Here is a 26,234-nt window from a genome sequence, read left to right on the forward strand (position 1 = left end):
GTTACTATTCCCAACATGTTCAAACTGAAGTCCGTGGCCGGCGTGTGGCTTGGGTGGGTCATCGCCCGTCTCGGGTTAATAGCCCTGTTGATCATCAAACCCCAGACTCTCGGGGATGTTGATTACTATTTCGCTGGCGTTTATGGCACTAATCCCACTGATATGACGGAGTACCCGCACGCCGGGGTGTGGCCGGTCCACCTGCTTGCCATGGTGACTGGGGAGAATGCGGAGCTGTTCCGGTTGGCGTTTCCCGCCATGTGTCTGCTTGTCGACGCCGTCTTTCTCGCGCTCCTCCTCCGCTTCGGCGGTACCCGCCGCTTTGAGGCGGCATGGTTTTGGAGTGCTTTCGGCCTCGCCGTGGGTCCGGTCCTGGTTTATCGGCTGGATATCTTCCCAGGCATGCTCGTTGCGGCATTCGCAGCGTTGCTCACCCGCCACCCCCGGGTTGCTCCGGCTTTGCTCGCGGGCGCTGCGGCCGTCAAGCTTTGGCCTGCGGCGTTAGCGGCGACGCTTGTGGGCGGCTGGCGCTCTTCTGCCACGTGGGTGCGGTTGGCCGTGTTCTTTGGCACCCTGACGGCGTTGAGCGTGATCACCGTCCTCACCTCCGGGGTAGATCGCCTGCTCAGCCCTTTGCAGTACCAGGGCGACCGTGGCCTGCAGATTGAGTCCCTCGTGGCCACCCCGTTCATGGTCGCGGCCCATTTTCGGCCGGAGTCTTTCCCGATTGACTACGCTGCGTCGAAGAGTTTTGAGATCGTGGGCCCCGGTACCGATGTCGCGGTCGTGGTGATCGACGCGATCATGTACGGCGCTCTCCTGGCGGCGATTGCGTGGGCTGCTTTTCTTTTCTTCACCCAGCGCTGGCACCCGCGCCCCGCAGTCGCGTTCGCGCTGGTGTTGGTCCTCGTGCTCATCGTTACCAACAAGGTTTTTTCGCCGCAGTACACGGTGTGGTTCGGTCCGCTCATCGCGGTGTGTTTGTGTCTGTCGGCGTCCCCCTATGTCCGGAAGATGGCGTGGCTGTCCGTCGCCATCGCCGTGTTGAGCCTATTGATTTTCCCCCTGTTCTACGACCAGCTCTTCCTGTACATTGAATCGACGTCCGGGGCGATTGCGCTCACCTTCTTGGTGGTGCGCAACGTGCTCATGCTCGTGTTGTTGTGGTGGGCTGTGGCCTGGATGGTGGAAGAATGTCGCCGCTTGTTCGCGACCTCACGGGCGGTACTCGAAAAACTCCGGTAGCGGCGCGGTGCCGCCGAGCCGGAGCACCCGGACGGCGGGGCGCAGGCGCAATGCCCGCGTATCGGCGACTGCCTCGTTATAAAAACGGCGGGCTAGCTGCACGCGGACGTCGGCGTCAGCCAATTGGACGGGCACCTTCTCCGCCACCGGCTCCATCGCCGTGGTCAGTTCAGACTCCCGGCTAATCCTTTCCTCGAAGCTTCCGCTGGCCAGGGGAATCGATTCGGCCGAGGCGGCGATCTCTCGGGCCGCAGGAAGGACGACGGCGACCACGGCGGCACGGCGGTCCAGGGCCGCCTGCAGGGAGGCCAGCGCCGCGTCGGTGCGGATGTGGAGTCGGTTAAGCCGCTGGGCGGTGAAGTAGGCCCACAGGGCAATGGCCGTGAGAATGATGGCCAGGAGGATGTACCAGATCATCGGGCCACTCCCACTGTGGTGCCATCCGCCACCGTCTCGTACACCTGCAGCACATCGCTGGCCACGGTGTCCCAGTCGTAGCGCCGGGCACGCGCAGTGCCGGCGGCGATGAGCTGATCGCGCTGCGCGCGGTCGTCGATAAGCTCTGTGAGGGCGGCGGCCAACGCCGGTGCGGAACCCGTCTCAAAGAGCCGGCCCGCGGGATGATCCGAGGCGGCGTCGCAGACGCTGGCGAAGGCCTCCAGATCACTGGCGACGACCGCGCAGCCCGCCGCCATCGCCTCCACCAGCACGATGCCGAAGCTCTCGCCGCCAGTGTTCGGGGCAACGTAGATGTCGGCGCGCCCGAGGATCTCGGCCTTCTCGTCATCGCTGACGCGGCCGACAAAGTCCACCCCGGGGACCTCGCGGTGCTTTCCCCCACCGATGACCGTGACGCGGATGTCGCGGTCGACGGTGCGGAGGGCATCAAGAAGAATGTCGAGGCCCTTGCGAGACTCATCGAGGCGACCGAGAAACACGATCTCAACTGGGCCGCCGTCGGTCGGCAGGACCCGGCTGGCAGCGTAACGGGACGTATCAACCCCGTTGGGGATGAGCACCGGATCGCCACCGAGCTGCTCGACCTGCCACCGGCGGGCCATCTCCGACACCGCAATGCCTCCGCGGATCTTCTCCAAGGAGGGACGCAGGATCGGGCGGGCGACCAAAAGCGCGAGCGAGCCCGCACTGGAGGCATGGTAGGTGGCGACGATGGGCCCGGTGGCGATGCGCAGGGCGGCGAGGGAATAGCTGGGCGAATTCGGCTCATGGATGTGAAGAACATCGAACTGGCCCTCAGTGATGAACGCTCGTAGCCGCTCCGTGACATGCCGGCCAATGGCCAAGCGGGCGACCGAACCGTTGTAGCGAATAGACACCGAACGGCCACCCTTGGTGACAAACGACGGCAGCACCGTGTCGGGGTTAGCCGGGCCAATCGCCTCGACGTGGTGGCCCCGGTTGATGAGCTCCTGCGCCAAATCAAGGATGTGGGCTTGAACTCCACCCGGCAGGTCGAAGGAATACGGACACACGATCCCGATTCTCATCCGCGCCTCCTTCGCACATCGGCGGTCCATTGGGGTTGGAGCATATGCCAATCAGCTGGGTGCTGGGCAATGTTGGCGGCAAAGTGATCCGCGACGCGCTGGGTCGTGGGACCAAGCTCATCCACGGTGACCTCCGGCGAGACGGAAAAACCCCACCCATCGGGTGTGAACCAGCAGTGGACGGCGTGAAGCGCCGCCCCGGTCTCCACCGCCAACTGGGCCGGACCCGCCGGCATGGTGGTGGCCTCGCCGAAAAACTGCACCGGAACACCGTGTTGTTTGAGGTCGCGCTCCCCCAGCAGGCAGACGACGCCGCCGTCGATGAGCACCTCCCGCAGGCGCGGAAAGGGCGGCTGACCGCCCGCATGGGCTAAGACCTCGAAGCCGAGGGACTGGCGATACTCCACGAAAGCATCGAAAAGCTCCTCCGGCTTGAGCCGCTCTGCGACAGTGGCAAATTGGCCGAACTGATGGACGAGGAACAACCCCGCCATATCCCAATTCCCCGAGTGCGGGAGCGTGAGCACGACACCGCGCCCGGACTGAATCGACGCATCGAGGTACTCCAGGCCCTCGACGCTATCAACCAGCTGCCCGAGCAGCCGCGGATCATCCTTCATCGACGGGAGGCGGAAAGCTTCCAGCCAATAGCGGGCATAAGAGCGCACGGAATTCCGCACCAGTTCCGCGGTGACGTTCTCCGCCCCGACCACCCGGGTGAGATTCTTGCGCAGCTGCTCCATTCCCATGCCCTGCTTGCTGGCCTGGTCAGCACCCCAGCGGAACAAGCGTTGCGCCACCGGGAGCGGCACGCGGCGCACCAACGACCAACCGGCCAGGTAGCCCAGCGCCACGGGATCGAGGCTGGCCCGCATCAGTGGGCAGCCTCCTTAGCCCCGGCTGGCGGGGCGATGACATCTTGGGCATTGGGCGATTTCGCCGCAATGACCAGGCGCTGGACGATGGTGATGATGGAGCCAACCGCCAGGATCCACAACGCGATGTCGATGGCATAAGGCACGCCCAGCCCCTGGAGGCCAATGCCACCCAGGCCGAGGATAAGCCGCTCGGGCCGCTCAACCAGGCCACCGACCATAGTGAAACCGCTCGCCTCACCGCGGGCCTTGACGTAGCTAATGACCTGAGAAGACACGAGGACGATCAAAGAGGCAATGACCAACGAAGGGTGCGCGTCATAGGAATAGATGAGCCACCACGTGATGGCGGCGAACAAGGCGCCGTCGGTGATGCGGTCACACGTCGCATCTAGGGTCGCACCGAACTTCGTGCCACCCCCGCGCAGCCGGGCCATCGTGCCATCAACCATGTCGAAGGCGGCGAACAACCCCGACAACACCGCCGCCCACACGAGGTGACCAGTGGGAATGAACACCACGGCGATAGCGATGGTGATAATGGCACCCGCCACCGTCACGATATTGGGGCTCAGACCCAACTTGAGCATCGCCTTTGCGGCGGGCTCGACGATCACCGCGGCCGGCTTGCGGCCGTGCACGCTAAGCATCGTCCAACTCGATCCAGGCCTTGGCCAACAACGCCCGCGTATCCCTAAGCAGCTGCGGGAGGACCTTCGTGCCATCGAGAATGGTGAGGAAGTTGGCATCACCCGACCAGCGAGGAACCACGTGCATGTGCAGGTGATCCCCCACCGAGCCGCCGGAAGCTTTGCCAAGGTTAAAGCCCACGTTGATCCCCTCCGGCCGGGACACCATCTTCAGCGCACGCACCGACCGTTGAGCAAACGCCATGAGCTCCTGGGATTCCTCCGCCGTCAGGTCCTCCAGATTGGCTACCTTGCGATAAGGAATCACCATGAGGTGGCCGGCGTTGTACGGGTACAAGTTGAGGATCGCGTACACCGTTTCGCCGCGGGCAATGATGAGGGCTTCCTCGTCCGTGAGCTGCGGGGCCACCAAGAATGGGTCGGCCGGGCGGTTGAGCGCGCCATCCTCCGGGCACTTCTGGATGTAGCCCATCCGATACGGCGCCCACAGGCGGGTCAGCGGATCATCAATGCCGATGCCGGTGTCGACGTAGGTCCCGTTCTCCGAGGGTGAATTAGCGGCGGGCTGCAAGAGACTGCTCACTCGGTTGGTCATTAATGCGCTCCTTCACCCACGCATCGATGAGTTCCACGGCTTCGTCCACGGGCACGCCATTGACCTGGGTGCCGTCGAGGAAACGGAAACTCACCGCATCGGCTTCCACATCGCGGGCACCCGCCAGAAGCATGAAGGGCACCTTGCCGGTGGTGTGATTGCGGATCTTCTTTTGCATCCGATCATCGGAGGTATCCACGTCAGCGCGGATGCCCCGCTTGCGCAGCTGGGCGGTGATCTTCTCCAGGTGTGGGGAGAAATCGTCCGCGACGGGGATGCCAATGACCTGGTGCGGAGCCAACCACACGGGAAAGGCGCCGGCGTAGTGCTCCAGCAGCACGCCGAAGAACCGCTCGATGGAACCGAACAGCGCGCGGTGGATCATGATCGGACGCTTCTTCGTGCCATCCGAGGCGGTGTACTCCAGGTTCATCCGCTCGGGCATGTTGAAGTCGAGCTGCACCGTCGACATCTGCCAGGTTCGGCCAATCGCGTCGCGCGCCTGGACGGAAATCTTCGGGCCGTAGAACGCGGCGCCTTCCGGATCCGGCACCAGCTCCAGCCCAGAGTTGGTGGCCACTCGCTGCAGGATATCGGTGGAGCGCTCCCAGATCTCATCGGATCCCACGAACTTCTTCGGGTCCTTCGTGGAAAGCTCCAGGTAGAAATCGTCGAGGCCGTAGTCCTTGAGCAAGGAGATGATGAAGTCAAGGACGCTGGTCAGCTCCTGCTCCAGCTGCTCATCCGTGCAGTAGATGTGGGCATCGTCCTGGGTGAATCCGCGGGCACGGGTAAGGCCGTGAACCACGCCGGACTTCTCATAGCGGTACACAGTGCCAAACTCGAACAGGCGCAGCGGCAGCTCACGGTAGGAACGGCCCCGGGAATCGAAGATGAGGTTGTGCATCGGGCAGTTCATGGGCTTGAGGTAGTAATCCTGGCCCGGCTTCGTTTCCTTGCCCTCGGCGTCATACTCCGCGTCGACCTGCAGCGGCGGGAACATGCCGTCCTTGTAAAAGCCGAGGTGTCCCGACTTCTCGTACAGGTCCGCCTTGGTGATATGCGGGGTGGTGACAAAGGAGTAGCCGTCTTCGATGTGGCGGCGGCGCGAGTGCTCCTCCATCTCCTGGCGGACGATCGCCCCGTTGGGATGGAAGACGGGCAGGCCGGATCCAATCTCATCGGGGAAGCTGAACAAATCCAGCTCGTTGCCCAGGCGGCGGTGATCGCGCTTTTCCGCCTCAGCCAGCATGAGCTGGTACTCCTCCAGCGCCTCCTTCGTCTCCCAGGCGGTGCCGTACACGCGCTGCAGGTCAGCGTTGTCCTGATTGCCGCGCCAATACGCCGCCGAGGATCGCGTCAGCGCGAACGCCGGAATGTAGCGCGTCGTCGGGATGTGCGGTCCGCGGCACAGATCCGACCACTCGACCTCATTCGTGCGGGGATTGACGTTGTCGTAGGCGGTGAGATCACCGGCGCCGACCTCCGTCGCCTCATCCGAATTGGGGTCAACGTTGCCCTTGTCCTGGATGAGCTCCAGCTTGAAGGGCTCGTTCTTCAGTTCCTCCGCCGCCGCCTCAGCGGAGGCATAGAGGCGTCGCTCGAAGCGCTGGCCGGACTTGATGATCTTCTTCATCCGCTTTTCCAGCGTCTTCAGATCTTCCGGGGTGAAGGGTTCCGCGACCTGGAAATCGTAATAAAAGCCGTTCTCGATGGCCGGTCCGATGCCGAGCTTCGTACCCGGGAACTCCGCCTGCACGGCCTGAGCGAGGACGTGCGCGCAGGAGTGACGAATGACGCTGCGACCTTCCGGCGAGTTCGCAGGAACCGGGGTGAATTCACCAGCTGTATCCGGCACGTGAGACAAGTCCCTGAGGTTGCCCTCCGCATCCTTCACGCAGACGATAGCGTCGGCGCCCTTGTTGGGGAGTTCCAGCTCCCGCATGGCCGTTCCGACAGCAGTACCTGCTTCGACGTGGAAGGAGGGATGCTCGATGACAGAGGTGACATTCACCATGGTTGTGCTGCGCTCCTAACTGCGCTCGCGCAGGCGGCGGCATACCTGGCCGCCGCCTGCTCAACATGTGGGCACGTGTGCGACCAAGGCCGCAAAACGTTCGTCGATTATCCTACCCCCTCGCCCACACACGACCAGAGTTAAGAGTCCGCGAGCACACTTTCTGCCCAAAAACGATCCCGCTCTCGCCCGTCGGCGCTGGTCCCGGGTGGAATCCAATAGACGGCCGATCCAATGTGAGTGATCCACTCGTTGAGTCGATCCGATTCATCCAGTCGTTCCTGGATGGCGGTGAACTGGGTAATCGGGTCGCGCTGGAAGCAGATGAACACTAGGCCCGAGTTGGACAGCTGCTCGCTGCCCGGCTCGGGAGCGAGGTCGTAGTTGTAGGCGCGCCGCAGAAGTCGCTGCTCTGGGTGGCCGTCTGCGGGCTTCGAGCGAGCCATGTGGCTGTCTTTGTCAATGATCGGCAAACCATACTTATCGACGGCCGCGTAGTCCGGCTCATCAAACTCGTTTTCGCCGGTCAGGGGGGCACCGTTGTCCAGTCGTCGTCCTACGGACTCCTCCCGGGAGCCGCGATCGAGCATTTCCCAGGTATCCATGTTCATGTTGATGCGACGCACCACCAGGCACGTTGATCCTTGCTGCCCGGCGGGTGCATCATCGATCCAGACCTGCTCATCGAATTGCTCTGCACTGCGGGGATTGACGGTGCCGTCGACCTGACCGAAGAGATTGCGCGGGGTGGTGCCCGCTTCGACGGAGCCATTGGCATGCAGGAAACCCTGCTGTATCCAGGCGACCGTGGCGTAGTCAATGCCGGTCCGCACGAGGTGCCGAGTGGCGTGGGAGACCATGAGCGGATCATCGGAGCAGATCTGGATCACGAGGTCGGTTTGGCCCCACGCGGGCTCTAACTTGTCTCGCTGGAATGCCTTGATGGGCGCGAGCCACTCGGGCTTTTCTGCCTCCAGGCCGGCCTTGGAGAACGCGCCTTCACCCAGGCCACAGGTGATGGTGAGGTTGGCCGGGGCGACCATCAGCTCCGGCTCGAGGCTGCCGAGGGGTGTTTCCCCCGTGCACATCGAACGCGAGTCCTGAGTCCACGATCGCATGAGCCGGGTGAGCCCGGCCCGATCCACTCCATCGACGAGATTGAAGCCAATGAGGTTGAGGGTGGACTGGGCTGGCGTGTCAATTCCGGCCTGATGGACATCATCGAAAGCAACGATGGCGTCCTGCAGATACGCATCCGTGTCGTGCCCTTGGGACATCACGGCTTGTTCTTCGTCACCGGCGGCGCAGCTGACTAGTGCCGCGCCGCCCGCGGTGACTCCAAGCCCAGTGAGGAAGCCTCGACGGGAAATCCCCGACATGAACTCGCGCTCCTTTTAATTAGTGAGAATCGTGGGCGGGAGAATGCCCGACCAAGTCGCCGTCTTCGCCGTAGTTTTCATCGCCCGAGTTCATGGTGCGCACGGGGACGTTGTCTACCTCGACGGTGCTGCCGTCGCCCAGTTCGATGACCAGGTCGATCTCATCGCCCGCGGGAATCTCTTCCTTGTGGTCGAGGATCATCATGTGGTCGCCACCCGGCTTGAGCTCATGCGTACCGCCAGCCGGGATGGTGATGCCGCCTTCCTTCTGCTGCATCACCCCATCGACCACCTCGTGGATTTCGTATGTGGCATCGTCAAATCCAGCCTTGAAGCCGACGACGGTGACCTCGGAGTCACTGAAGTTGTGGAAGACGCCGAAAATGCCGGTCATGTCTTTGTCTGTGCCCTTGGCCCGGACCACGCCGTCGGTAAAGGTGAGGGTGTCTTCGGCGTTGTCGTGGGCGCCGGTTGAGGGGGCGGCCGCAGAGGTTGCGGTGTTAACCTTCGACTCGGAGGCGCTCTCCCCCGAGGGGCTGCAGCCAGCTAGTGCGAGCCCAGCGATGGCGATGGCAGAAATTGCGATTCGACCGCGAGTGAACATTGATGCTCCTATGTGTTGTTTCGGCCCCGGAAAATCACCATGGCGATGACTCCCAGCAAAGCGACAATTCCCAAGCCAGCGATCAGCCACGTGCCCATGCCCTGCTCCGTTGCGGTATCCGCCGGCTGCTCACTATCGACGTCCGCCGGAGCCGTCGTCTCCGCTTCTCCCTCAACCACGCTGAAGGTCGTCATTCCACGAGTGGAATGTCCGTCGGAGGAGGTGATCTGGAACCCGATGCGGTAGTCACCGGCGCCGGGGTTGAGGTCGGTGGGCAGCTCGAGGGAGGCGAAACGTCCATCCGTGGTCGGTTCCCCGGTGAAGAGGATGTCGCCAGAATCTACGTCGGAGATGGCAAAGGTGTTGAAGTCATCTTTGATGTTGCCGGAGAATTCCAGGGTCACTTTGTCGGGGAATTCCTCCAACACGGCCTCATTGGCGGGGTCGCCGCCGATGACCGAGTCGTGGGCGAATGCGGCCGGAGCACCGACGAGCAAGAGTCCGGCTGTTGCTACGGCAACGGCGCTGGGTGCCACAGAGATTCGGGACAACTTCACGATTGTTTAACTACCTTCACTGGTTTGGGGGTCACGATACTCGCTCAGTGCGAGCATCATTAGAGCAGTCGGACAACCCCTTCTTCTAGTTCCCTGCCGTCAGCGCGGCCGCAGCCATGTTTTATTCATTTTCGATTGCCTACCTGCAGGAAGCCTACTCGGCATCACTTTCGTGATCTGCCGCACACTCAGCTCTGGCCGGCGAAATCCTCGATCGTGCTCACCCGGCCGGCCACGATGATCAAGCTGCCAGGTCGAACTACATCGCCGTTTTCCGCCCGGTGGAAGCACCCATCCGGGTCCCGCAGTGCCAGGATCTGGATCTTCCCCTTCGTGCGGGTGTGGATGTCTTCGACCGTCCGGTCCAGTACTGACACGGGCGGGGCTATCTTTGCTACGGCGAAATCCCGATCGAATTCCAGGTAGTCCTGCAGGCGTCCGCCCATGAGGTGAGCGACTCGGCGGCCCGAATCGGCCTCGGGCCTGATGACGTGATGGACACCGATCTGCCGCAGGATTTTCGCATGCGCGTCGTTGTCGGCCTTCGCCCACACCGACGCGACGTTCATGTCCACCACCGCGGAGGCAGTCAGGAGGGAATTCTCTATCTTCCGGCCGATGGCGATGACCACCCGGCTCGACTCTTCAATCCCCAGCTGTCGCAGGACCTCGGGGTTGGTCGTGTCAGCGGTGACGACATGGTCAAAGGTTGCGCACACCTCCTGAACGATTTTCGAGTCAGCATCGACGCCCAGGACTTCCACGCCCCCGGCGATGAGCTCCGCCCCGAGGGCACGTCCGAAGCGGCCGAGACCCAGGATGAAGACCGGCCCGCTCTCCTGAGATGACTGGCGAAATTGTTTAAGCAATGAACGGCCTTTCTGCTGGGTATTCAAACTGTCGCGGACGTGAGCGGCCCGCGAGCGCCGACGCGAGGACGAGAGGTCCCACCCGGCCCGCGTACATGAGCACGATGAGGATGAGCTGCGCCGGGGCCGGTAGATACGGTGTGATGCCCGTGGATAGGCCCACCGTGGCAAAGGCGCTCACTACATCGAACAAGATCTGGTCAGTGGTGAACTGCGGGGCGAGGAAGAGGATCGCCATGGTGGATAGCCCCACCATTCCCACGGCGGCGGTCAACACAGCCAACGCTTGACGAATGATCCTTCCCTCAATCGAGCGACCGTGCACCGAGACCGCGTCGCGCCCCTTCACTTCGGCGATGATGGCGGCGAGGAGTACGGCCGCCGTGGTGATCTTCACGCCACCCGCCGTACCGCCCGAGCCACCGCCGATGAACATGAGAAAATCGGTACCCAACAGCGTCGACGGGTGAAAATCGGCGTAGTCCACCGCGTTGAATCCGGCGGTGCGTGGACTCACGCTGGCAAAGAAGGCGTTGAGGATCTTGGCCCCAGGGGAGCCCAAGTGGGCAAAGGCTCCGCGCCATTCGGCGACAGCAAACAGCAACGTTCCGCTAACCGTGAGAAACAGCGTGCCGACGAACGTGAATCTCGCCGTCAGACTCCACCGTCGCGGGTGGAAGCCCAACAGAATGCCACGCGTGCGTCGATAAGCTTCCAGCAACACAGGAAAGCCCAACCCGCCCACCATGAGGGAAAACGCCAGTGGCAGCAGCACCCACGCATCGGCAACAAACCCCATGACGTTGTCGGTATACAGGGCAAACCCAGCATTGTTGAAGCTCGAAATCGCGTGAAACAACCCCTCCCACAACGACCTCCCCCAGGAGTACCCATAACCCACGTGAAAGCGGAGGGCCAACACAACGGTGACCACCACTTCCACGACCAGCGTGAAGATAATCGTTGCCCTAATAACCCAGGACACTTCCCCGAGGTCGACTCCTCGCCCTTCCGCGCTCGCCCCCAACCGCTGTTGCAAACCAAGACGCCCGGCCAGAAACAGCCCCAACAGCGAAGCTAAAGTCATGAACCCCAGGCCACCCAGCTGAATGAGAACCATGATCGTGACCTGCCCGGCCGCCGACCAATGCTGAGCTGTATCCACCGTGATCAGGCCCGTCAAACACGTCGCAGAGGTCGCGGTAAAAAGAGCATCAAGGAACGATGTCGGAGTGCTTCTCGACGCCCACGGCAACATCAATACGACAGTGCCCACCACGATGACGCCGAGGAAGCCCATGGCAACCCCGGTTGTAGGGCGAACGCGCCAGCGAAACGACATGGACAGAATCGTAGACCTACTTTCATCTACGTGGAATCGGAACAACTTCTCATCGGTCAGCTACTAATATATCCCCAGCTAAATAGGCAATTTGCCACAGCCCGTGCATGCGTGGCAGGTCAAAAAGGCCTTGACTACCACCCCATGAAACACCCGACTCGCAGCCCCAAAAGAAAGCGAGTGGGTAATGAAGAAGGCCTGCAGGCTAGCCGAGGGCAATGACCAATGTTGCTACCGCCAGTGCGGCACTTATCGGCGTCATCGTCCACCGTTCGGCTGGGCTTCGTGAAATCCCATTCACCAAGACGCTCAGCCCAAAAAATGCGAAAAGCGCCCAGGTGAGGATCACCACCGCCAAGTTGCTTCCGCCAGGTAACACCCCTGCCCGACAGAGAAGAATGGCCCCAAATACTAAGTAAATCAGCACTGTCATGAGACTACTCAGGCGCAACCGCTGCGGCAGCACGCGGTGTTGCCCTCCCCATACCCATCGCCCCAAAGGGAGGCCCGCTGCCACGAGTAGTTGCAGGACTCCCAGGGCAGAGATTAGAGCAATCGCAATGGCTAGCGCGATCATGGTCATGTGGGTATCCCTCCGATCCAGCAGCACCCTTGCTCAGCGGGATGGCCACCTACGTGTAGCTACGTTACCAACCGTTGAGAAGTAGTTGCTATTCCGCGGAGCTGAATTCCCCCTAAGCCCGGCTAGCACCGTGGGTCAGAGGCGCAAAAAACATTGGACCAAAAGAAAAATCCGTCGGCTCCACCGACGGATATAAAGTGGTCCTAGCTGGGTTCGAACCAGCGACCTTTCCGGTGTGAACGGAACGCTCTTCCACTGAGCCATAGGACCGCAACGCCGTAGCGTGCGCTAACAGACTTTACACTGCCAGCTTTGTCGGCTCCTAATCCGCAGGTTGTCCGCCAAAATGACACCAACGTAACTTTGATGGGCGTCCTCACATGAGGACATCGTCCTCAACCAGGGGATTTGTATTGTGTATGGGGATACCGATAGAGTTTTGTCTCGCACCAAGCAACAGCGTGGTGCGTGCGGATGTAGCGCAGTTGGTAGCGCATCACCTTGCCAAGGTGAGGGTCGCGAGTTCGAGTCTCGTCATCCGCTCTCATTTCACCGGGCCAATCGGTATGAAATGAACCCGCGCGATTAGCTCAGCGGGAGAGCGCTTCCCTGACACGGAAGAGGTCACTGGTTCAATCCCAGTATCGCGCACAGAGGGTCAAACCTCGATGCGGATGTAGCGCAGTTGGTAGCGCATCACCTTGCCAAGGTGAGGGTCGCGAGTTCGAGTCTCGTCATCCGCTCTGGTATCTTCTCATCAAGATACCGGAGGCGGTAACACGCCACGGTGGAATGGCCGAGTGGTGAGGCAACGGTCTGCAAAACCGTGCACACGGGTTCGATTCCCGTTTCCACCTCTAGTTAGACCAAGCGCGATTAGCTCAGCGGGAGAGCGCTTCCCTGACACGGAAGAGGTCACTGGTTCAATCCCAGTATCGCGCACAGAGGATCAAACCTCGATGCGGATGTAGCGCAGTTGGTAGCGCATCACCTTGCCAAGGTGAGGGTCGCGAGTTCGAGTCTCGTCATCCGCTCCATGAAGCCCAGCGATGATCGCTGGGCTTTTACTTTTGGTACGTTTTCCCTATGACGCGCCCCTACCCCACCGACCTTGACCTCACCGAGCTCATCGGCCCGGTTCAGCCGCCCGGCGTGGCCGAGCTCCGAGCAGTCACCGTGACCACGCCGGGTGGCAGCATTTCGGTCGACGGCACGTCCGGCGCCCTGGGCAATGAAACCGACACGAAGCTCCTGCTGGGCCTGCGCGACTGGGCTGACGTCATCCTCGTCGGCGCCCGCACCGTCATCGCCGAAAATTATCACGCCTCGGCGACACCCATCGCCATCATCACCCGCAGCCTCAGCCTCGACCCGGAGCACCAGGTCATGGCTGGTGCTCCCCTACTGCTGGCGCCCGCTGAAGCCCTCGACGACCCGCGGTTAGCGGGGCGTCGAGAAGCTCTTGTGGCAGCTGGTGCCCGCATCGTAGCAACGGGGGAAGGCACCCCGGCGGAAATCCTCGGCGCCTTGCACGCCGAAGGTCTTGTCCGAGTCACCTGCGAAGGTGGGCCAGGGATCTACGCCATGATGTTCGGTGCCGACCTGGTTGACGTGTGGCACCTGACGGTGGCACCGGTGGCCAACGCGCCCGTCGATAAGCAGCTTTTCCATGTCCGTCCGGACGGGGACGGCTTCCACCGGCGGATGAACCTCGACTACCACGCCGCGACCAAGGACAGCACGCTCTTCCTCCGCTATCGCAGGAGTGTTGAACCCTAAGGTAGCCAGCAGGTCAGATAGGGTAAGCCACGTGACTTCGCCAACAGCCAGACTCAAACGCCTGTGGGTGGCATCTTCCCCGCTGACCGACAGCGTGGACGAGGCGCAACCCCGCCGCACGCGGTGGGACTTCATCGGCAACTCCATCGCCTGGCCCCTAGCCGTGATGCTCGTCCTGCACCGAGTGTTCATCCTGGCCGTCAACGGATCCGTGACAGACGACTTCACCACCGTCTACTCCGCAATCCGCCGCTCCATCGACGGCGTGCCGGTCTACAACGAGATCTACCACCACGTCGACCCGCACTACCTCTACAACCCGGGCGCGACCCTCCTGCTCACCCCGCTGGGCTGGTCCACCGACTTCGATAGCGCACGGCTGGGATTCATCATCGTCAACGCCCTGGCCATCGTGGCGGCCATGGCGCTACTGACCAGGCTGTTCGGCTTTTCGCTCCGGTCACTGGTGTGGCCCACTTCAATCGCGCTGGCTTTCCTCACCGAATCCGTCCGCAACACCCTCATCTTCTCCAACATCAACGGCATTCTCCTGCTGGCTTTGGTGGCCTTCCTGTGGCTACTGCTGCACGGGCACAGCTGGTGGGCCGGAATCGTCATTGGCCTGGCCATCCTGGTCAAACCCCAATTCGCGCCGCTCCTGTTCCTCCCAGCCGTCAAGCTGGATTGGAAAACGGTCGTCGGTGGCATCACCGTCCCCGTCGCCTTCAATATCGTCGCGTGGCCACTCGTGCCCGGAGCCTCCGACTACCTAACGAGACTCGTTCCCTACCTCGGCGACGTCCGCGACTACGCCAACTCCTCACTCGCCGGCTTCGCCGTCTACTTCGGCATGCCCCCCGCACTCGAGTCAATCCTATGGCTCATCTTCGCGGCAATCGTCGGCATCGGCGTCATCGTGCTCCTCCGCTGGCGCTACACCGACCCCCTCCTCTGGGCCACCACCACCTCCGGCCTATTACTCACCGGCGTCTTCTTCCTCTCCTCCCTGGGACAGATGTACTACTCCATGACCCTGTTCCCCCTCATGTTCACCCTATTGCTGCGCACCAGCGTCTTCCACACCTGGCCCGCCTGGCTCGCCGCCTACCTCTTCCTTACCCCCGACGGATGGATCACCAACGAAGCCCCCGACCTCACCCGCTGGCTCGAATACTTCCGCGGCACCGCCGGCTGGGCCATGCTACTGATCATCATCACCACCTGCGCACTTTCTTGGTGGCGCGCGGAATACGATGATGCCGGACGGCGTTGGAGCAAAGGCAAGGGCACCGAGCCCGCATTGAGCCCGCGCAGCCATCGGTAACGGCTGCGGAAAACCACGGAAGGGACCACGATGACTGACTTCAAGCTCATCAGCGACAACGAATGGCGCCAACGCCTCACCCCCGAAGAGTTCCACGTCCTCCGCGAAGCCGGCACCGAGCCGCCCGGCGTCGGCGAATACACCCACACCACCGCCGAGGGCATCTACACCTGTCGCGCCTGCGGCGCCGAACTCTTCCGCTCCACCGAGAAGTTCGACTCCCACTGCGGGTGGCCATCCTTCTTCTCCCCGCTCGCCGAAGGTCGCATCATCGAGCGCACCGACACCTCCCTGGGCATGACCCGCACCGAGGTTCTCTGCGCCAACTGCGAATCGCACCTGGGGCACGTTTTTGAGGGCGAGGGGTACAACACGCCCACCGATCTTCGCTACTGCATCAACTCCATCAGCTTGCAGCTGGAGGAAGCTGAGTAATATCCACTGGCGCCGGGAACCCTATCGAGGGCTCCCGGCGCTTCTTCATGGGGTGATTTGGGCCGAATGGAGGGACGAGCGGAGGGCCGAGCGGAGGGCAGAGTGCCAAAATTCTCTAGAATGAATGATGTTACTTATTGTTTCCGCAGGTCGCGGAGAATCGGTTTTCGTATTCTCGAGAATTTTGGCAGATCCCGACGCCCTGATCGCGACGTGAACCCCGAAACCGGCCCGCAACAAGGCCCCACCCCAGCACCCCAAGGGGAACCGGAGCAGGGCCAGGAGACAAACCAGATTTAGGGCAGCATCTCAATAACTTCAGCGACATCGTCCACGCGGCGGCCGGAGAAGAAGGGAATCTCTTCGCGGACGTGGAGGCGGGCATCGGTGTAGCGCATCTTGTGCATGAGGTCGACGATGCGGTCAAGGCGGGGGCCTTCGAAGGCGAGGAGCCATTCGTAGTCGCCGAGGGCGAAGGCGGGGACGGTGTTGGCGCGGACATCCGGGAAGTCGCGGGCGCTTTGGCCGTGCTCGGAGAGGATGCGGCGGCGTTCCTTGGGGTCGAGGAGGTACCAGTCGTAGGAGCGGACGAAGGGGTAGACGGTGATCCAGCGTTCGGCTTCTTCGCCCATGATGAAGGAGGGCAGGTGGGAGCGGTTGAATTCGGCGGGGCGGTGGAGGCCGTTGCCGATCCAGAAGAGTTCGACGGCCTGGCCGAAGACGGTGGTGCGGCGGAGTCGGTTGAGTGCTTCTTGGAGCTGTTCGAATTCTTCGGCGTGCCACCAGATCATGATGTCGGCTTCGGCGCGGATGCCGGAGATGTCGTAGATGCCGCGGACGACGACGTTGCCTTCTGCTTCGAGGTTGGTGAGGTAGGTGCGGACTTCGGCGATGATGTTGTCGCGCTCGGAGCCGAGGGCGCCGGGGATGGCGCGGAAGGTGACCCATTGGGTGTAGCGCTGCATGCTGTTGAGCTCGTTGAAATCGAGTTTGCTCACGGAGTTCTCACGTGTCCTTTCGAGAAAATGACTCGCCGTGTATCCGGCCTTGGGTCAATCATAAGTTGGATACGGGTGGGGAGGTAGTTCGCCCCTCCCTTATCGGCGCGCCTCCCCGGGTTATCCAGGCAGGTTGTTATTTTGGTGTCGTGTTCAACGATGTCACTTCGACAACACCAAAGGCAACGCAAAAGGCAAAGCTAGAGGCTACGCCGAAGCTGAGTCAGTTGTCTTCACGTACTTCCCAGCGCTCCGCTCCCGGCGCCACTCAAGACATGACTAAGGACGCCAACGAGATGACCGAGACGATTTCCGGCAATACGACTCCTCCGGCGTTTTCGGAGGCTGTTGAGTCGATGCATCGCGCGACCCTGCGGCCGGAGATTACGTTGGGGACGATTCGTCCGCCGCAGCGTTTGGCGCCGTTTAGCCATGCGATTGGGCTGGAGGTGGAGCAGGATGATGAGGCTATTGCGACTGATTCGGAGGGCGATGCCTTTGGTCGGTTGATTCTGCTGCATGATCCGGGTGCGGAGGAGGCGTGGACGGGGTCGATGCGTCTGGTTGCCTATATTCAGGCTGATATGGATCATGAGGTGGCGGCGGATCCGTTGCTGCCGGATGTGGCGTGGGAGTGGCTGACGGAGGGTTTGGCGCAGGCTGGGGCGGACCACACGAATTTGGGTGGGACGGTGACGGCGACGGCGTCGGTACGCTTTGGGGAGATTGGTGGCCCGCCGCGGTCTCATCAATTGGAGATGCGCGCGTCGTGGACGGCGGAGGGTATTGATTTGGCTCCGCACGTGGCGGCGTTTTCGCGCGTGTTGGCTAATGTGGCCGGTTTGCCGCCGGAGGGCGTCACCCAGCTTGGGCGTTAGTGGCATGGCGTCTGAATTGTCTGCCCCGCGTGAGGGGATTCCGGCGGTGCTGGACACGGTGGAAGATTTCGAGTCTGCTGCAGCAAGGCTGTTGGCGGGCACGGGTCCCATTGCCATTGATACGGAACGCGCCTCCGGCTTTCGTTTCGACGACCGCGCTTTCCTCATCCAGGTGCGTAGGCGCGGCGTCGGCACGCTGTTGTTTGCCCCGGAGGGCCTCCGGGATGAGTTCACCGCGGCACTCGCACCCGTGCTTAACGGGCAGGAGTGGGTGATTCATGCTGCTCCGTCGGATCTCCCGAGTCTCGCGTGGCTTGGCCTGTACCCGGGGACGCTGTTTGATACGGAGCTTGCGGGACGTCTCGCTGGCTTTGATCATGTCAATCTCGCGGCCATGATTTCGGAGGTGTTTGACCAGCAGCTGGCCAAGGGGCACGGGGCTGAGGATTGGTCGAAGGTGCCGCTGCCGGAGAATTGGTTGTCCTATGCCGCGCTGGATGTGGAGTTGCTTCTGGAGCTGGCGGAGGCGATGGCGGAGATTCTGGATCAGCAGGGCAAGTTGGAGTGGGCTGAGGAGGAGTTCGCCTACATTCGTGCTGAGCATGCCGACATTGTCGAGCCCGCGACGCTCACCTGGCGTGACACGAAGGGCGTGTCCACGTTGACCCGCCCGGAGCAGTTGGCGGTGGCGCGGGAGCTGTGGCTGGCACGACAGTCCATCGCGGTGGACAATGATCGCGCGGTGTCGAAGGTGCTGCCGAACAAGGTGCTCGTGGAGATCGCCCGCGTGTTGCCGGACTCCGTCGCGGAGTTGGCCCGGGTGAAGGGGTTCCCGCGGAAGCGCCAGTCTTCCACCGGGTTCTGGTTTCAGATTATCCACCGTGCGCGGACGTCGCAGCCGAGCACGTGGCCGAAGCGGGAGCGTTCTTCCCGCGGCGCGCCCCATCACAGCACGTGGGCGAACTATCACCCGGAGGCGTGGGAGGCGTTGACTCACTTCCGCGCGGGCATCGAGGAGATTTCTCTCGACCTTGGTATCCCGGTGGAGAATCTTCTGCAGCCGTCCATGGCCCGCGAGGCTATTTGGGCCGCCACCGAGACTCGGGAGATCGGCACCGAGAATGATCTCGTGGGGTGGCTCCACGATCACGGCGCCCGCGAATGGCAGGTGGAGCTGGTCGCTCCCCTGCTGGTAGACGCTTTAGTCCGTTAGGGCTTCCAGCGATGCGGTAATGGAGTCGACCACGCCGTCCACATCTAAGCCGACCTCGGCGAGCAATTCATCGCGAGAGGCGTGGGCGGGATAGAAGTCCGGGAAGCCCAGGCGGCGCAGCGGGGTGTTCACCTCGGCGGCGTCGAGGGCCTCAGAAATGAGGGAGCCGACTCCGCCGCGGACGATGCCGTCTTCGATGACGACGACGAGGTCGTGGTCGTCGGCAAGCGCGATGAGCGAGGGGGCAACCGGGGTGATCCATCGGGGATCGACGACGGTGACATTGACGCCTTCTGCTTCGATGCGTTCGGCCGCGTCGAGCGCGAGGCCGGCGAAACAGCCGACGGAGACAATGAGCACGTCGAGGCCATCGGATTCCGCGGAATCTGTGTAGCGCAAGATGTCCACGCCATCATCCAGGCGCATGAGTGCGGGGTGTTCCTCGGGCAGGGAGCCCTTGGGGTAGCGCACGGCGGTCGGACCGTCGGCAACGTCGAGGCACTCGCGGAAAAGCTCGCGCAGCTGGGAGCCATCGCGAGGGGCGGCGACCTTGATGCCCGGCACGATGGAGGTGATCGCCATGTCCCACACGCCGTTGTGGCTGGCGCCGTCGGTGCCGGTGACACCTGCGCGGTCGAGGACCAAGGTGACGGGCAAGTCGAGCAGGCCGACGTCCATGACCAGCTGGTCGAAGGCGCGGTTGAGGAAGGTGGCGTAGATGGCCACGACGGGGTGCAGCCCACCGAGGGCGAGGCCGGCGGCGGAGGTCAGCGCGTGTTGCTCGGCGATGCCGACGTCGAAGAATCGGGAGGGGAACTTCTCGGCGAATTCGGACAAGCCCGTCGGCCCGGCCATCGCGGCGGTGATGGCGACGATGTCCTCGCGCTCCTCGGCGGCCTGGACGATCTCCTCGGTGAAGATGTTGGTCCAGCCCGGGGAGGACGCTGATTTGGGTTCGCCAGTGATGGGGTCAATGACTCCGGTGGCGTGCATCTGGTCGGCGAGATCATTGACGGCGGGGGCGAAGCCGTGGCCCTTTTCGGTGACGGCGTGGACGATGATGGGGCCGTCGTAGTTGCGGGCGTAGGTGAGGGCGTCGATGAGCATGGAGAGATCATGGCCGTGCACCGGGCCGACGTATTTCATGCCGAGCTCGGGGAACATCTCGGTGGGGATGACCTGAGATTTGACGCCCTCTTTGAAGGCTTGCAGGGCTTCGAAGGTGCGCTCCCCCACCCAGCCCATGGATTTCAGGGTCTTCTTGCCGTGCTCCATGATTTCGTCGTAGCTGCGTTGCATGCGCAGTTGGGCGAGGTTGGTGGCGAATCCGCCGATGGTGGGCGAGTAGGAGCGGCCGTTGTCATTGACCACGATGACCACGTTGCGGTCATGTCCGGAGGCAATGTTGTTCAGCGCCTCCCAGCACATTCCGCCGGTGAGGGCGCCATCGCCGACGACGGCGACGACTTTGCGTTCCTTCTGGCCGGTGATGTCGAAGGCTTTGGCCAGGCCGTCGGCGTAGGACAGCGCGGCGGAGGCGTGGGAGGATTCGGTCCAGTCGTGGTCGGATTCGCCGCGATCGGTGTAGCCGGATAGCCCCCCGGATTGCCGGAGCGTATCAAATTGATCGGCCCGTCCGGTGAGGATTTTGTGTACATACGACTGGTGGGACGTATCAAAAATGATGGGATCGGCGGGCGAGTTGAAGACGCGGTGCAAGGCGATGGTCAGTTCGACGACGCCGAGGTTGGGGCCGAGGTGTCCGCCGGTCGCTGAGACCTTGTCCACGAGCAGGTGGCGGATCTCTTCCGCCAGGTCATCGAGGTGATCCGCATCGACTGCCTTGAGATCGGCGGGCGATGACAATCCGCTGAGAATACCCATTGGTGTGTAATCGTCTCCTTGTCTCAATGTGTACAAACCGCAGCCGCCAGTATCCGTCCATGGTACCTGGGAATGTCCGGAATCCTGGACATCCCCAGGCAGTGGCATTAACGGGCCTTAGCGCGTCAGTTCGCCAACAATCTCAAAATGGTGCGTGCCGGGGAAGGCATTGACAACTGCGAGCCTGCTCAGGCGGTATCCGCCTTCGGCCCACGCGGCGACGTCGCGGGAGAAGGTCGCCGGGTCGCAGCCAACATGGATGACGCGTTCCGGTTCCTGCTTGGCGACGGCCGCGACTACCGCATCGCCCGCGCCCGTGCGCGGCGGGTCCAACACGACGATGCGCGGCTTCGGGAGCGTGCCCACGGCGGCTTCCACCCGCTGGTTGTGCATCGTCACGTCATAGCGGTCGAGGTCCGGCTGTTCCAGCTTGCTCGCGGCGGCGGAGTAGTCAACGGAGTGGATGGCAGCCTGCTCCCCCAGGCTGTCGGCCAGTGCGGGGACAAACAGGCCGACGCCGCCGTAGAGATCCCATCCGATGGCCTTCACGTCCTCCCGGGGTGCGAGGTCGGCGAGCCAGCGGCGGATGAGGCCGGTGTACGCATCGGGTGCGTTGCGGTGTGCCTGCCAGAAGGCGGTGGCTGGGAAGCGGAAGGTGTGGGCGTCGGCAAGCTCGGTGACGGTGCCAGAACCGTCGAGGACTTCCGTGATCCGCTCAACGCGGCGACCGCGCGGGGCGCGGCGAGTCTCAACGACGTGGCGTTGACCTTCGCCGTCTAGGACGGCGATGACTTCCGCACCGGGCGTGAAGCTACGGGCGCCGGGGCCGACGAGGCCGTCGAGAAGCGTGTCCACGACCTGTGTGCAGGCCACGGTGATGATGTCATTGGAGCCGCGGGCACGGAAGCCCGCATGTCCCTGCGTATCGACGCCCAGTCGCACCCGCGTGCGCCACCCGCGCGCCGGCAGCAGGTCGAGGGGTTCCACCACCGGCAGGTCAACGACCTTGCCCAGCCGAGTGAGCTGGCCTTCGAGCACACCAACCTTGAGGTCAAGTTCCTTCGCCGGGTCGAGATCGCCGAAATCGCAGCACCCCGCCCCCGCTGCCGCCGCCGGGCACGACTGCTCCACCCGGTAGGGACCAGCGCTGATGACCGACTCTGCCTCGGCGCGGGCAAAGTTCTTCTTCACCTTGGTAATGGTCGCGGAGACCGTATCGCCGGGGTACGCGCCACGGACGAAAACGACTCGCCCGTCGATCTCCGCGATCCCCTCGCCGCCGTGGGCCATCCGGGTGATGTGCAGTTCCCGGGTGGTACCCCGCTCGAGCTCGGTCACGATGTGTGCTCCTTGATTGCTGGGTTGAGAAGAATTATTGATGAGGATCTGCCTGTTGTGCTCGCTGCTCCATGGCCTGCTGGACTTGCTCCACCAGCGGGCCGGGCAAGGTGACCGGCAAGGAATTGCCGGCGAGGACTGGGTCGGAGCCGCGGTAGACGAAAGTACGGGCGGTGATCTCACGCGCCAGGTCCCGCAGCTTGTCGACGCGCTCGGGGGGCGCGGTGGTGGTCATCCGCAGCATCCAGCGCGGGCCCTCCACGCCGATGACGCGGATGGAGCCGTTGGCGCCGGCGCCTACGATCTCCGTTCCCCACGGCCCCTGTTCGGTTTCTACGTTGAGCCCATCGCCGGTCATCCCGGCGGTGATCTGCTCGACGGATTCGGTCCATTGACCAGCGGAGTTGGGGGCGGCAAACGCGACCGGGGTGACGCGGCCGAACTCGGTGACGATGTGCACCATCCGCGGGCCATCCTCTCCCATCTCCACCTGGACCTGGGAGTTCTTCGGCAGCGGAATGATCATGGAGCCCAAATTGAGGACCCCGATGGAGAAGTCACTGAAATCAAAGTCGTCGATATTGACTGAATCGCCATCGAAGGGACCGGTGTCGCCGCTGACGGCATCATGGACCGGCTGCTCAACGACCGCCACCGGAACCTCTTCCGTCACCTCGTCGGCGACATCGGGTTCGCGTGCTTCGGCGGGCTCGTCGTGGTTCTTCTTACCGAATGGCCACATTGCCATGGGACTGATCTCCTCGGAAATAGCGAAACTGTGCTCGTAACATGCGCTCGTACTTGGTCACCACTGTACCGCCGGGGCAGAACGCGGACGCTTAGTTGACTCCAGTGGAACCGTAGCCCCCGCCGCCGCGAACCGTCTCATCGAGTTCATCGACCTCTGCAAAGTCGACCAATTCCACCCGTTGGATGACCAACTGCGCGATGCGCATCCCGCGGGTGATCGCAATGGGTGTCTCCCGGTCGTGGTTGATCAGGCACACCTTGATCTCACCGCGGTAATCAGCATCCACGGTGCCCGGCGCGTTAACAATGCTCAATCCGTGCTTCGCTGCCAGCCCGGAGCGCGGGTGGATGAGCCCAACCGTGCCCAGCGGCAAGGCGAGGGCGATGCCCGTGCTGACGAGTGCACGCTCCCCCGGAGCGAGGGTGACGTCCTCGGTGGAATAGAGATCCGCTCCCGCATCGCCGCGATGGGCGCGCTTGGGCAGAGGAAGATCTTTGTCCAGACGAAGAATGCGGACGGGGCTGAAGTCTGATTGTTCGCTCACGGCTCCCAAGGATACGGATCGCTCGTGCTGACGCAGCGGAGGGTGCCCCAAGTGGGGTGCAGTAGAGTGTTTCCTTGTGAGTGACACCTCTTCTTCTCCTGAGACTGCTCCTGAGACTGCACAGAAGCAGGCGCCCCGCGTTCTCTACCGGGAACGCCAGTGGGTGCCCGCCTATTGGTGGGTCCTGGCGGCGCTGCTCGCAGCCCTCACGACCGCGCAGCTGGCCAACAACCGCAACATTTGGTGGCTCATCGTCCCCGCCATTGTGTTGAGCGCCGTCGCGGTGTGGGTGCTCACGACGTGGTCATCCACGGTGCTCACGGTGGAAGAGGATCCAGATGGTACGCGGTGGCTAACGGTGCGCTCCGCGTCGCTGCCGTCCGATGTCGTCTCACGTTCCCTGGCGGTGCCCGCCACCGCGAAGAGAAACGCCATGGGCCGCCAGCTCGACCCCGCCGCGTTCGTCGTCTCCCACGGCTGGGTGCACGAGATGGTCATGCTGGTTCTCGATGACCCGGAGGACCCCACCCCCTACTGGCTGATTAGTACCCGTAATCCGGAGGCCGTGTTGACGGCCTTCCTGCCGGAGCAAACGGATACGTCTTTGGCGCACTATCGCTCCGAGTCGTAGCAGCGCGTCGTAGCAGCGCGCAGCAAATGATCCCCGTTCACTTGGTGAGCGGGGATCTGTTTTTCGTTCTTGAGCCTATGCGCAGTCGAGGCAGACGTCGGAGCCGTCGGGCTCGGTATGGGACTTGAGGTTGTTGCGCTGCACGAGGAAGCAGACTGAACAGGTGAATTCGTTGGCCTGCTTGGGCACAACGGTGACGTTGAGTTCCTCGCCGGTGAGGTCCAGGGCGGGGAGATCGAAGGGCTCGACGATGTCGCCGTCGTCGTCCATGTCGGTGTTCTGGTTTTCCGCGGCCTTCAAGCCCTCAAGGGAGTCGGTCTCGATCTCGTCCTCTGCCCGGCGTCGGGGGGCGTCGTAATCAGTGGCCATGCGTTTGGTGTCCTTTGGCTAAGTCGGTATCTCTTGTTTGTATCTAACCAACGTGTCGAGGCGCATATTAAGCGCATTTTCCTTCCCTGTCATCCCTGCAGGTCAAGGGGTGTAAATGCGCCTGCTTCTTCCAACATGTGGGTTAGTGATGGTGCCAAGAGTGGGGCCGAAACGTAGGTAATCTCGCCTGCTTGCCCAGGTGTAGACAGATCTGGTGCTCGCACTATAGCGCCCGCCTCCGCAGCAATGATAATTCCTGCTGCATAGTCCCAGCTGTTGATGCCGTGCTCATAGTAGGCGTCGACGGTTCCTTCCGCCACGCGGCACAGGTCTAGCGCTGCGGCTCCCATGCGTCGGATATCGCGCACCTGCGGCAGGATCTGGGTGAGCAGCTCGGCTTGGGCGCGGCGCCGTTCGGAGGCGTAGGCAAAGCCGGTGGCGAGGAGGGCCTGGGAGGGCTCCGTGAGGTGGTTGGCGCGCAGGGCCACCGTGGCGCCGTGTCGTACCAGGGTGGCCCCCTGCCCCTTGGCAGCTGAGTACACCGCGCTCGTGGCCACGTTGATCACTGCCCCGGCGACAACGCGGCCGTCGATAGCCGCTCCGATGGAGACGGCATATTCGCCGATTCCATAGAGGAAATTCACCGTGCCATCGATGGGGTCCACAATCCAGGACACCCCGCTTATCGACGCCCGCGCGTGCCCCTCCTCCCCAATCATCCCGTCGGCGGGCCGCCGACGCTGCAATTCATCCGCAATGAGGTCTTCCGCCAAGGTGTCGACGATGGTCACGGGGTCCACGTCCGTGGACTTCGTGGTGGAAAAATCCCGAATATCACCTGCTGTGGCCAGTTCCGCCCGCTTGGTTCGGATGCGTTCGGCGGCCAGCGTGGCTACCTCGACAGCGGTGGTGCGCAGATGGGTTAGCTCTAGTGGGGTTAAAGTCACCTTCTCATTGTGCCCATAATTTGTATGCTGGGCACCATGAGCAACATCGGTTTTGGCATCGACATCGGCGGCTCCGGCATCAAGGGTGCCCGCGTCAATCTCGACGACGGTGAGTTCGTCGGCGAGCGAATTAAGATCCCCACCCCGAAGCCGGCGACGCCGGACGCGGTCGCAGAGACGGTCGCGGAGATCATTCGGCAGGCCGAATGGGACGGCCCGGTGGGCATCACCATTCCCTCGGTGATCAAGGGCCAGGTGGCCACCACCGCCGCCAACATCGACCCGACGTGGATCAACACCGATGTCAAGGAGCTTTTCGGCCGGTATCTTTCCGAGCGTGAGATTAGCGTGCTCAATGACGCCGACGCCGCTGGCCTCGCCGAGGTCAAGTTCGGAGCCCCGGAGGCCCGCGAGGGGGCGGTGGTATTCCTTACCTTCGGCACGGGCATTGGCTCGGCATTTATTACTGATGGCCATCTGTTCCCCAACACCGAGGTCGGGCACCTCATCATTGACGGCGCTGAGGCGGAGTACCAGGCGTCTTCCCATGCCAAGGACCGCGAGGAACTGAGCTACAAAAAGTGGGCCAAGCGGGTGTCCATGGTCCTCAACGAGTACGAGCGGCTGTTTAACCCGACTGTCTTCGTCGTTGGTGGCGGCATCTCGCGCCTGCACGACAAGTGGATCCCGCGCCTGACCGTCGAGACGCCGGTCATCCCCGCCACCTTGCGCAACCGTGCTGGTATTGTCGGCGCGGCGATGGCCGTCCATGACCATCTCACCCCCTAGACAAATCCCGCTCAATCAGGTAGCCGGTGCAACAGTCCGGGAATAATTGATCTACAATAGGCGGTTGATCGTGACGGCAGTGGGCCGTCACCGCTTTCTACTCACCCCGCAGAATCTCCATAATGCCTGC

At 62.6% G+C, this 26,234-nt stretch carries 26 protein-coding genes and 7 tRNA genes; 14 read left to right on the top strand and 19 right to left on the bottom strand.

Features of this window, described 5'->3' with window-relative positions:
* Positions 1 to 15: 15 nt before the first annotated feature.
* The gene (locus CTEST_RS07395) at positions 16 to 1,245 is read left to right on the top strand and encodes a glycosyltransferase 87 family protein (RefSeq protein ID WP_047253203.1); all 1,230 of its coding nucleotides are present in this window, start codon (positions 16 to 18) and stop codon (positions 1,243 to 1,245) included.
* On the opposite strand, the gene CTEST_RS07400 is transcribed toward CTEST_RS07395, so the two are convergent.
* The 12 genes from CTEST_RS07400 to CTEST_RS07460 form a co-directional block, all read right to left on the bottom strand.
* Positions 1,216 to 1,662, bottom strand: a complete 447-nt coding sequence (locus CTEST_RS07400) for a LemA family protein (protein WP_047253204.1) — start codon at positions 1,660 to 1,662, stop codon at positions 1,216 to 1,218. The genes CTEST_RS07395 and CTEST_RS07400 overlap by 30 nt on opposite strands.
* A complete protein-coding gene (locus tag CTEST_RS07405; RefSeq protein ID WP_047253205.1) occupies positions 1,659 to 2,753 on the bottom strand; it encodes a glycosyltransferase family 4 protein in 1,095 nt (364 codons plus the stop codon). The genes CTEST_RS07400 and CTEST_RS07405 overlap by 4 nt, the downstream gene beginning before the upstream one ends.
* Positions 2,750 to 3,628, bottom strand: a complete 879-nt coding sequence (locus tag CTEST_RS07410; RefSeq protein ID WP_047253206.1) for a phosphatidylinositol mannoside acyltransferase — start codon at positions 3,626 to 3,628, stop codon at positions 2,750 to 2,752. Before CTEST_RS07410 ends, CTEST_RS07405 begins: the two co-directional genes overlap by 4 nt.
* On the bottom strand, positions 3,628 to 4,278 hold the full coding sequence (gene pgsA, locus CTEST_RS07415; RefSeq protein WP_047253207.1) for a phosphatidylinositol phosphate synthase: 651 nt from the start codon (positions 4,276 to 4,278) through the stop codon (positions 3,628 to 3,630). The genes CTEST_RS07410 and pgsA overlap by 1 nt, the downstream gene beginning before the upstream one ends.
* Positions 4,271 to 4,873 carry an HIT family protein gene (locus tag CTEST_RS07420; protein WP_047253208.1) on the bottom strand — a complete coding sequence of 201 codons (603 nt, stop codon included), beginning with the start codon at positions 4,871 to 4,873 and terminating at the stop codon, positions 4,271 to 4,273. Before CTEST_RS07420 ends, pgsA begins: the two co-directional genes overlap by 8 nt.
* Positions 4,833 to 6,890, bottom strand: a complete 2,058-nt coding sequence (thrS, locus tag CTEST_RS07425) for a threonine--tRNA ligase (protein ID WP_047253209.1) — start codon at positions 6,888 to 6,890, stop codon at positions 4,833 to 4,835. Before thrS ends, CTEST_RS07420 begins: the two co-directional genes overlap by 41 nt.
* Before the next feature lie 140 nt (positions 6,891 to 7,030).
* A complete protein-coding gene (locus tag CTEST_RS07430) occupies positions 7,031 to 8,269 on the bottom strand; it encodes a Dyp-type peroxidase (RefSeq protein WP_047253210.1) in 1,239 nt (412 codons plus the stop codon).
* Between the two features lie 19 nt (positions 8,270 to 8,288).
* On the bottom strand, positions 8,289 to 8,873 hold the full coding sequence (locus CTEST_RS07435) for a copper chaperone PCu(A)C (protein WP_047253211.1): 585 nt from the start codon (positions 8,871 to 8,873) through the stop codon (positions 8,289 to 8,291).
* An 8-nt stretch (positions 8,874 to 8,881) separates the two neighbouring features.
* Positions 8,882 to 9,430, bottom strand: coding sequence for a copper resistance CopC family protein (locus CTEST_RS07440; RefSeq protein WP_236686057.1), 549 nt, complete (start codon positions 9,428 to 9,430; stop codon positions 8,882 to 8,884).
* Positions 9,431 to 9,618: 188 nt separating this feature from the next.
* Complete coding sequence (locus tag CTEST_RS07445; protein ID WP_047253213.1) at positions 9,619 to 10,299, bottom strand: potassium channel family protein; 681 nt, start codon at positions 10,297 to 10,299, stop codon at positions 9,619 to 9,621.
* Positions 10,292 to 11,641, bottom strand: a complete 1,350-nt coding sequence (locus CTEST_RS07450; RefSeq protein ID WP_047253214.1) for a TrkH family potassium uptake protein — start codon at positions 11,639 to 11,641, stop codon at positions 10,292 to 10,294. Before CTEST_RS07450 ends, CTEST_RS07445 begins: the two co-directional genes overlap by 8 nt.
* A 781-nt stretch (positions 11,642 to 12,422) precedes the next feature.
* Positions 12,423 to 12,494 (bottom strand) — tRNA-Val (locus tag CTEST_RS07460).
* Between the two features lie 200 nt (positions 12,495 to 12,694).
* Here CTEST_RS07460 and CTEST_RS07465 point away from each other — a divergent pair.
* The 9 genes from CTEST_RS07465 (at position 12,695) to msrB (ending at position 15,762) form a co-directional block, all read left to right on the top strand.
* A tRNA-Gly gene (locus tag CTEST_RS07465) sits at positions 12,695 to 12,767 on the top strand.
* 36 nt (positions 12,768 to 12,803) lie between these two features.
* A tRNA-Val gene (locus tag CTEST_RS07470) sits at positions 12,804 to 12,875 on the top strand.
* A gap of 19 nt (positions 12,876 to 12,894) precedes the next feature.
* Positions 12,895 to 12,967: transfer RNA gene (locus CTEST_RS07475), tRNA-Gly, on the top strand.
* A gap of 43 nt (positions 12,968 to 13,010) precedes the next feature.
* Positions 13,011 to 13,081: transfer RNA gene (locus CTEST_RS07480), tRNA-Cys, on the top strand.
* A 13-nt stretch (positions 13,082 to 13,094) separates the two neighbouring features.
* Positions 13,095 to 13,166 (top strand) — tRNA-Val (locus CTEST_RS07485).
* A gap of 19 nt (positions 13,167 to 13,185) precedes the next feature.
* Positions 13,186 to 13,261, top strand: a tRNA-Gly gene (locus CTEST_RS07490).
* Between the two features lie 49 nt (positions 13,262 to 13,310).
* Complete coding sequence (locus tag CTEST_RS07495; protein WP_047253216.1) at positions 13,311 to 14,003, top strand: dihydrofolate reductase family protein; 693 nt, start codon at positions 13,311 to 13,313, stop codon at positions 14,001 to 14,003.
* Between the two features lie 31 nt (positions 14,004 to 14,034).
* Positions 14,035 to 15,327, top strand: a complete 1,293-nt coding sequence (locus CTEST_RS07500; protein WP_311775627.1) for a glycosyltransferase family 87 protein — start codon at positions 14,035 to 14,037, stop codon at positions 15,325 to 15,327.
* Positions 15,328 to 15,357: 30 nt separating this feature from the next.
* Positions 15,358 to 15,762: a peptide-methionine (R)-S-oxide reductase MsrB gene (gene msrB, locus CTEST_RS07505; RefSeq protein WP_047253217.1), complete on the top strand. Its 405-nt coding sequence runs from the start codon at positions 15,358 to 15,360 to the stop codon at positions 15,760 to 15,762.
* Between the two features lie 296 nt (positions 15,763 to 16,058).
* Here msrB and hemQ read toward each other — a convergent pair whose 3' ends face one another.
* Positions 16,059 to 16,727, bottom strand: coding sequence for a hydrogen peroxide-dependent heme synthase (hemQ, locus tag CTEST_RS07510; protein ID WP_047254300.1), 669 nt, complete (start codon positions 16,725 to 16,727; stop codon positions 16,059 to 16,061).
* Positions 16,728 to 17,035: 308 nt separating this feature from the next.
* On the opposite strand from hemQ, the gene CTEST_RS07515 reads away from it, so the two are divergent.
* Both CTEST_RS07515 and CTEST_RS07520 read left to right on the top strand, forming a co-directional pair.
* Positions 17,036 to 17,638 carry a DUF3000 domain-containing protein gene (locus CTEST_RS07515; RefSeq protein ID WP_047253218.1) on the top strand — a complete coding sequence of 201 codons (603 nt, stop codon included), beginning with the start codon at positions 17,036 to 17,038 and terminating at the stop codon, positions 17,636 to 17,638.
* Positions 17,639 to 17,642: 4 nt separating this feature from the next.
* Positions 17,643 to 18,851, top strand: a complete 1,209-nt coding sequence (locus CTEST_RS07520; RefSeq protein ID WP_047253219.1) for an HRDC domain-containing protein — start codon at positions 17,643 to 17,645, stop codon at positions 18,849 to 18,851.
* Here CTEST_RS07520 and dxs read toward each other — a convergent pair.
* From dxs to dut, 4 genes are all read right to left on the bottom strand, one after another.
* Positions 18,840 to 20,735 (bottom strand): 1-deoxy-D-xylulose-5-phosphate synthase, encoded by a 1,896-nt coding sequence (dxs, locus tag CTEST_RS07525; protein WP_047253220.1) that lies wholly within the window; start codon positions 20,733 to 20,735, stop codon positions 18,840 to 18,842. The two genes, CTEST_RS07520 and dxs, sit on opposite strands and share 12 nt — an antisense overlap.
* Positions 20,736 to 20,852: 117 nt before the next feature.
* The gene (locus CTEST_RS07530; protein ID WP_047253221.1) at positions 20,853 to 22,073 is read right to left on the bottom strand and encodes a class I SAM-dependent RNA methyltransferase; all 1,221 of its coding nucleotides are present in this window, start codon (positions 22,071 to 22,073) and stop codon (positions 20,853 to 20,855) included.
* 34 nt (positions 22,074 to 22,107) lie between these two features.
* Entirely contained in the window at positions 22,108 to 22,821 is a 714-nt protein-coding gene (locus tag CTEST_RS07535; RefSeq protein ID WP_047253222.1) for a DUF3710 domain-containing protein, read from the bottom strand.
* 91 nt (positions 22,822 to 22,912) lie between these two features.
* On the bottom strand, positions 22,913 to 23,368 hold the full coding sequence (dut, locus tag CTEST_RS07540; protein WP_083985496.1) for a dUTP diphosphatase: 456 nt from the start codon (positions 23,366 to 23,368) through the stop codon (positions 22,913 to 22,915).
* A gap of 76 nt (positions 23,369 to 23,444) precedes the next feature.
* On the opposite strand from dut, the gene CTEST_RS07545 reads away from it, so the two are divergent.
* Positions 23,445 to 23,999, top strand: coding sequence for a DUF3093 domain-containing protein (locus CTEST_RS07545; RefSeq protein WP_047253223.1), 555 nt, complete (start codon positions 23,445 to 23,447; stop codon positions 23,997 to 23,999).
* Positions 24,000 to 24,074: 75 nt separating this feature from the next.
* Here CTEST_RS07545 and CTEST_RS07550 read toward each other — a convergent pair whose 3' ends face one another.
* Positions 24,075 to 24,368 carry a DUF4193 domain-containing protein gene (locus CTEST_RS07550; RefSeq protein WP_047253224.1) on the bottom strand — a complete coding sequence of 98 codons (294 nt, stop codon included), beginning with the start codon at positions 24,366 to 24,368 and terminating at the stop codon, positions 24,075 to 24,077.
* Between the two features lie 89 nt (positions 24,369 to 24,457).
* The gene (locus CTEST_RS13730; RefSeq protein ID WP_047253225.1) at positions 24,458 to 25,315 is read right to left on the bottom strand and encodes an inositol monophosphatase family protein; all 858 of its coding nucleotides are present in this window, start codon (positions 25,313 to 25,315) and stop codon (positions 24,458 to 24,460) included.
* A gap of 36 nt (positions 25,316 to 25,351) precedes the next feature.
* Between CTEST_RS13730 and ppgK the strand changes: the two genes are divergently transcribed.
* Positions 25,352 to 26,104 carry a polyphosphate--glucose phosphotransferase gene (gene ppgK / locus CTEST_RS13735; protein WP_047254302.1) on the top strand — a complete coding sequence of 251 codons (753 nt, stop codon included), beginning with the start codon at positions 25,352 to 25,354 and terminating at the stop codon, positions 26,102 to 26,104.
* Positions 26,105 to 26,234: the final 130 nt, after the last annotated feature.

Origin of the sequence: Corynebacterium testudinoris (assembly GCF_001021045.1) — a bacterium.
Classification (GTDB): Bacteria; Actinomycetota; Actinomycetes; order Mycobacteriales; family Mycobacteriaceae; genus Corynebacterium; species Corynebacterium testudinoris.

Excerpts from the sequence above, each read along its gene's own strand:
- CTEST_RS07395 (WP_047253203.1), top strand. The coding sequence starts at position 16 with ATGTTCAAACTGAAGTCCGTGGCCGGCGTGTGGCTTGGGTGGGTCATC.
- CTEST_RS07400 (WP_047253204.1), bottom strand. The coding sequence starts at position 1,662 with ATGATCTGGTACATCCTCCTGGCCATCATTCTCACGGCCATTGCCCTG.
- CTEST_RS07405 (WP_047253205.1), bottom strand. The coding sequence starts at position 2,753 with ATGAGAATCGGGATCGTGTGTCCGTATTCCTTCGACCTGCCGGGTGGA.
- CTEST_RS07410 (WP_047253206.1), bottom strand. The coding sequence starts at position 3,628 with ATGCGGGCCAGCCTCGATCCCGTGGCGCTGGGCTACCTGGCCGGTTGG.
- pgsA (WP_047253207.1), bottom strand. The coding sequence starts at position 4,278 with ATGCTTAGCGTGCACGGCCGCAAGCCGGCCGCGGTGATCGTCGAGCCC.
- CTEST_RS07420 (WP_047253208.1), bottom strand. The coding sequence starts at position 4,873 with ATGACCAACCGAGTGAGCAGTCTCTTGCAGCCCGCCGCTAATTCACCC.
- thrS (WP_047253209.1), bottom strand. The coding sequence starts at position 6,890 with ATGGTGAATGTCACCTCTGTCATCGAGCATCCCTCCTTCCACGTCGAA.
- CTEST_RS07430 (WP_047253210.1), bottom strand. The coding sequence starts at position 8,269 with ATGTCGGGGATTTCCCGTCGAGGCTTCCTCACTGGGCTTGGAGTCACC.
- CTEST_RS07435 (WP_047253211.1), bottom strand. The coding sequence starts at position 8,873 with ATGTTCACTCGCGGTCGAATCGCAATTTCTGCCATCGCCATCGCTGGG.
- CTEST_RS07450 (WP_047253214.1), bottom strand. The coding sequence starts at position 11,641 with ATGTCGTTTCGCTGGCGCGTTCGCCCTACAACCGGGGTTGCCATGGGC.
- CTEST_RS07495 (WP_047253216.1), top strand. The coding sequence starts at position 13,311 with ATGACGCGCCCCTACCCCACCGACCTTGACCTCACCGAGCTCATCGGC.
- msrB (WP_047253217.1), top strand. The coding sequence starts at position 15,358 with ATGACTGACTTCAAGCTCATCAGCGACAACGAATGGCGCCAACGCCTC.
- hemQ (WP_047254300.1), bottom strand. The coding sequence starts at position 16,727 with ATGCAGCGCTACACCCAATGGGTCACCTTCCGCGCCATCCCCGGCGCC.
- CTEST_RS07515 (WP_047253218.1), top strand. The coding sequence starts at position 17,036 with ATGACTAAGGACGCCAACGAGATGACCGAGACGATTTCCGGCAATACG.
- CTEST_RS07520 (WP_047253219.1), top strand. The coding sequence starts at position 17,643 with ATGGCGTCTGAATTGTCTGCCCCGCGTGAGGGGATTCCGGCGGTGCTG.
- dxs (WP_047253220.1), bottom strand. The coding sequence starts at position 20,735 with ATGGGTATTCTCAGCGGATTGTCATCGCCCGCCGATCTCAAGGCAGTC.
- CTEST_RS07535 (WP_047253222.1), bottom strand. The coding sequence starts at position 22,821 with ATGGCAATGTGGCCATTCGGTAAGAAGAACCACGACGAGCCCGCCGAA.
- CTEST_RS07550 (WP_047253224.1), bottom strand. The coding sequence starts at position 24,368 with ATGGCCACTGATTACGACGCCCCCCGACGCCGGGCAGAGGACGAGATC.
- ppgK (WP_047254302.1), top strand. The coding sequence starts at position 25,352 with ATGAGCAACATCGGTTTTGGCATCGACATCGGCGGCTCCGGCATCAAG.